Genomic DNA, 4,394 nt, shown 5'->3' with positions numbered 1-4,394 from the left:
GTTTGATGCCGAAAAAGGCGGGCTCCCAGAACACGAGATCGGCCCACTTGCCGGGCTCGATAGAACCGACTTCATGCGCAATGCCGTGCGTGATTGCAGGGTTGATCGTGTACTTGGCGACATAGCGCTTCGCGCGGAAATTGTCGTGCCGTGCGGTGTCCTCGGGCAGCGCGCCGCGTTGCACTTTCATCTTGTGCGCGGTTTGCCATGTGCGGATGATGACTTCGCCCACGCGCCCCATGGCCTGCGAATCCGACGACAGCATCGACAACGCGCCGAGGTCGTGCAGGATATCTTCGGCCGCGATGGTCTCGCGACGAATCCGCGACTCGGCGAACGCGATATCTTCCGCAATCGACGGGTCCAGGTGGTGGCAAACCATCAGCATGTCGAGATGCTCTTCGAGCGTGTTGACGGTGTACGGGCGTGTCGGATTGGTGGACGAGGGCAGCACGTTCGCTTCGCCGCATACCTTGATGATGTCCGGGGCGTGGCCGCCACCCGCGCCTTCCGTGTGATACGTGTGGATCGTGCGGCCCTTGAACGCGGCCACGGTCGCTTCGACAAAACCCGCTTCGTTCAGCGTATCCGTGTGGATCGCGACCTGCGTGTCGGTATCGTCGGCGACAGAGAGACAGTTGTCGATTGCGGCCGGTGTGGTGCCCCAGTCTTCGTGCAGCTTCAAACCAATGGCACCGGCGGCGATCTGCTCCAGAGCCGGTTGCGGCTGGCTCACGTTGCCCTTGCCGAGAAAGCCGAGGTTCATCGGATAACCGTCGGCGGCCTGCAGCATGCGTTCGAGATGCCACGGACCCGGCGTGCAAGTTGTCGCATTCGTGCCGGTTGCCGGACCCGTGCCGCCGCCGAGCATCGTCGTGACGCCGCTCGCGAGCGCTTCTTCGATCTGCTGCGGGCTGATGAAGTGGATGTGCGTGTCGATGCCGCCCGCCGTCACGACCAAACCCTCGCCGGCGATCACTTCAGTGGACGCGCCGATCGCAATCGTCACGTTCGGTTGAATATCGGGGTTGCCCGCTTTGCCGATCGCGAAGATGCGGCCGTTCTTGATGCCGATGTCGGCCTTGACGATGCCCCAGTGATCGAGAATCACCGCATTCGTCACGACCGTATCGACGACGTCGGCGTGCACGCGTTGCGACTGGCCCATGCCGTCGCGAATCACTTTGCCGCCGCCGAATTTCACTTCTTCGCCGTAGGTCGTGAAGTCGCGTTCGACTTCGATCAGCAGCTCGGTATCGGCGAGACGGATACGGTCGCCGGTGGTGGGGCCGAACATTTCCGCGTATGCGCGGCGGCCAATGCGTAAGGTCATGATGTGGATCCGGAAATGAGCAGGGCGGTCGGTGCAAGCGTGCGCGGGTCGCGCATCAGAGCTTGCCCATCACCTTGCCGTTGAAGCCGTAGACGACGCGCTCGCCCGCCAGTTCGACCAGCTCGACCGTGCGTTCCTGGCCCGGCTCGAAACGCACGGCGGTGCCCGCCGCGATGTTCAGCCGGAAGCCGCGCGCTGCTTCGCGGTCGAAGGAGAGCGCTTCGTTCACTTCGTAAAAGTGATAGTGTGAGCCGATCTGCACAGGCCGGTCGCCGGTATTCGACACGACCACCGTGACGGTGGCGCGGCCCGCGTTGAGTTCGTGTTCGCCATCGTCGATGAGGAATTCGCCGGGAATCATGGGGCGTGCCTTACGTGATTAAAGCGTGATTAGGGAATCGGGTGATGAACGGTCACGAGCTTGGTGCCGTCGGGGAAGGTGGCTTCGACCTGGATGTCGGGGATCATTTCCGGCACGCCTTCCATCACGTCGGCGCGCGTGAGCAGCGTGGTGCCGTAGTGCATGACCTCGGCGACCGTTTTGCCGTCACGGGCAGCTTCCATCAGCGCGGCGGTGATGAAGGCGATCGCTTCCGGGTAGTTCAGTTTGAGGCCGCGAGCGCGGCGCCGTTCAGCGAGCAGCGCGGCGGTAAAGATCAGCAGCTTGTCCTTCTCGCGAGGTGTCAGCTTCATCGAATGTGTGCGTTGGTATTCGTTGGGTTGCGCCGGACCCGAGGGCCGGCTGCGAAATGATAGGCGCTGCGCGTCATGGCCGCGATCGCGTGCGGCGCACGGGATGCCGCCATGACGAATGCAATGCCGGATAAGCCAGCCACGGTATCAAGTTCGGCTAACGAATCGCTTACAAGTCGGCAGGCAGCGGCGCGCCGAACCATTTCTTCGACATTGTATTCAGCGTGCCGTCCTGTTTGGCCGCCGCGATCGCCGCATTCACCTTCTGTTGCAGGCGAGGCTCGTTCTTGTTCATGCCGACGAAGCACGGCGAATTCTTGATGACGAACTTCGGTTCCGGCCGACGCGGCGGATTTTTTGCGAGGATCGCTGCGGCGACGATATTGCCCGCGGCGATCAACTGCACCTGGCCGGACAGGAACGCGGCGATGGTCGCGTTGTTGTCTTCAAAGCGCTTGATCGTGGCATTCGGCGCCATTTGCGTGAGACCGATTTCCTCGAGCGCGCCGCGCGTGGCGCCGACCGTTTTGCCGGTGAGATCGGCGGGGCCGGTGACCTTGATGTCGGCGGGGCCGAACACGCCCTGGTAATACGGCGCATAGGCCGTCGAAAAATCGATCACCTTGTCACGCTCAGGCGTTTTGCCGAGCGACGAGATCACCAGATCGACCTTACCGGTTTGCAGATACGGAATGCGGTTTGCGCTGTTGACCGGCACGAGTTCGAGCTTGACGTTCATCGACTTCGCCAGCAGGGCGGCCGTGTCGATGTCGTAGCCTTGCGGTTTCATATCCGCGCCGACCGAGCCAAACGGCGGATAGTCTTCGGGAACCGCGACTTTCAGCACGCCGGCCTTGGCGATGTTGTCGAGCGTATCGGCGTGAGCCGTGGGCGCTGTGACGGCGAGGACGGGCGAAAGCAGCAATGCGGCAAGCCAGGCGCGGCGCGCCGGGCGAAGAGTCGATCGGGTCATGTTATGTGAGCGGTGGTGGCGAGAAGCGGTCGGCTGCCGTCAGGACGCGGCAACATCGTGGGGGATTGTGTTGCAAGGTATGTGCCATGGCGGTGCACTGTGGGCTGGCGGGGTGCCCGAGAAGGCTGTGCACTGAATTGGCGCGGCGCGGTGCTTCAGACTGGTGCGCGCGGAGGCTTGCGAAGGTGAAAGGCCTCAGCGGCTGACGTAACGTAACGCGACGGGAGGAAGGACCGCACGGCGCGCGCAACGCTGCCGGAATGTGATCGATCCTTGGCGGCCATACAAAACTGTGAAACGCGTTGGAGCAATGTCGATGCTGCATCAGCCAACGTCGCAGACGCAGCAACTGTTAAGCCTTACTTCGCCCAGCTATCAGATATAAAAGCCGTAGTCGGAGCTGTATCCCGTGCCGCCCAGGTCCAGCGTGAAGCCCCAGTCGGTTCCAGAGCCGTACCCGTCATCCAGCGTGAAGTTGTACGCGCCACCGCTCGATGAAATCTGGGTCCCTGTGGAACCGTAGTCTGCCCAGCCGGTTTCAAAACCGGTAGGCCCGTACGCGACCGCGTCATAGCCGCCGCCCACGGTGTAGGTGAAGTCGGTGAAGCCGGTGAGTTGCCCCTGACTGTTGTACGCCTGATACTCCGTCTCCAGGCCCGACGCGTTGTAAATGATCTGATCCTGGCTGTTATCGCTATGGAAGATGTTAGCGACCATGCTTCCGTCATTGCCGTAGTGATCGTATTCGGTTTCCCGACCGGTCGGGCCGTTGAAAAAGTAGTCGTCGGTTTTATGTCCGCCGGAATCAAACCGCGCAAATTCGGTTTCCTGGTTGGCGCTGTTGTACACCGTTGCGGTCTGGGTATTGTCCGTGTTGATGACGTGGACAGTTGTCTGGTTGCCGGAGTACTCGTTCAGTTGCGTTTCACGGCCGCTGGCATCGAAGAAGGCGTCAGTCGTAATTTTGCCGTTTGTGCCATATGTTGCGTATTCGGAGACGTGACCTGAGGGATCGAAAATTGCGGCGGTCTGCGTCCCGTCAGGGTTGAAGATGTGAGCAACACCGCTACCGTTCGCGTTGTAATCGGTCTCCTGTAACTCCCGACCCGTCGATCCGTCAAAGACCAGGTCCTGCGTCATCTTGCCGTTGGTGCCGAACGTCGCCTGTTCCGTTTCGTGGCCGGCGGCATTGAAGGCGTAGGATGTTTGCGTGCCACTGGCATTAAAGATGTGGTCGACCTGGCTGCCGTCGGCGTTGATGTCATTTTCTTGCGTCAGGCGGCCCGACGTGGCATCGAAGAACTGATCCTGTGTCATCTTGCCATTGGTGCCGAACGTTGCCTGCTCGATTTCGCGGCCGGCTGCGTTGAACACATAGGCAGTCTGTGTACCGTT

At 61.3% G+C, this 4,394-nt stretch carries 5 protein-coding genes; all 5 read right to left on the bottom strand.

Annotated features, from left to right (window positions below):
- On the bottom strand, positions 1-1,333 hold a 1,333-nt coding region (gene ureC, locus QOC89_RS28525; protein ID WP_323048096.1), incomplete at its 3' end, for an urease subunit alpha.
- A 55-nt stretch (positions 1,334-1,388) separates the two neighbouring features.
- Entirely contained in the window at positions 1,389-1,694 is a 306-nt protein-coding gene (locus tag QOC89_RS28520) for an urease subunit beta (protein WP_323048095.1), read from the bottom strand.
- Between the two features lie 29 nt (positions 1,695-1,723).
- Complete coding sequence (ureA, locus tag QOC89_RS28515) at positions 1,724-2,026, bottom strand: urease subunit gamma (protein ID WP_054041799.1); 303 nt, start codon at positions 2,024-2,026, stop codon at positions 1,724-1,726.
- 169 nt (positions 2,027-2,195) lie between these two features.
- Entirely contained in the window at positions 2,196-2,999 is an 804-nt protein-coding gene (locus QOC89_RS28510) for a transporter substrate-binding domain-containing protein (RefSeq protein WP_323048094.1), read from the bottom strand.
- A 375-nt stretch (positions 3,000-3,374) separates the two neighbouring features.
- Positions 3,375-4,394: hypothetical protein (locus QOC89_RS28505; protein WP_323048093.1), on the bottom strand; the 1,020-nt coding region annotated here is incomplete at its 5' end.

This window comes from Paraburkholderia sp. (genome assembly GCF_034668105.1).
GTDB lineage: Bacteria > Pseudomonadota > Gammaproteobacteria > Burkholderiales > Burkholderiaceae > Paraburkholderia.
Note: the sequence above shows the minus strand (reverse complement) of the source record. Positions and strands in the feature narration are given on the sequence as shown.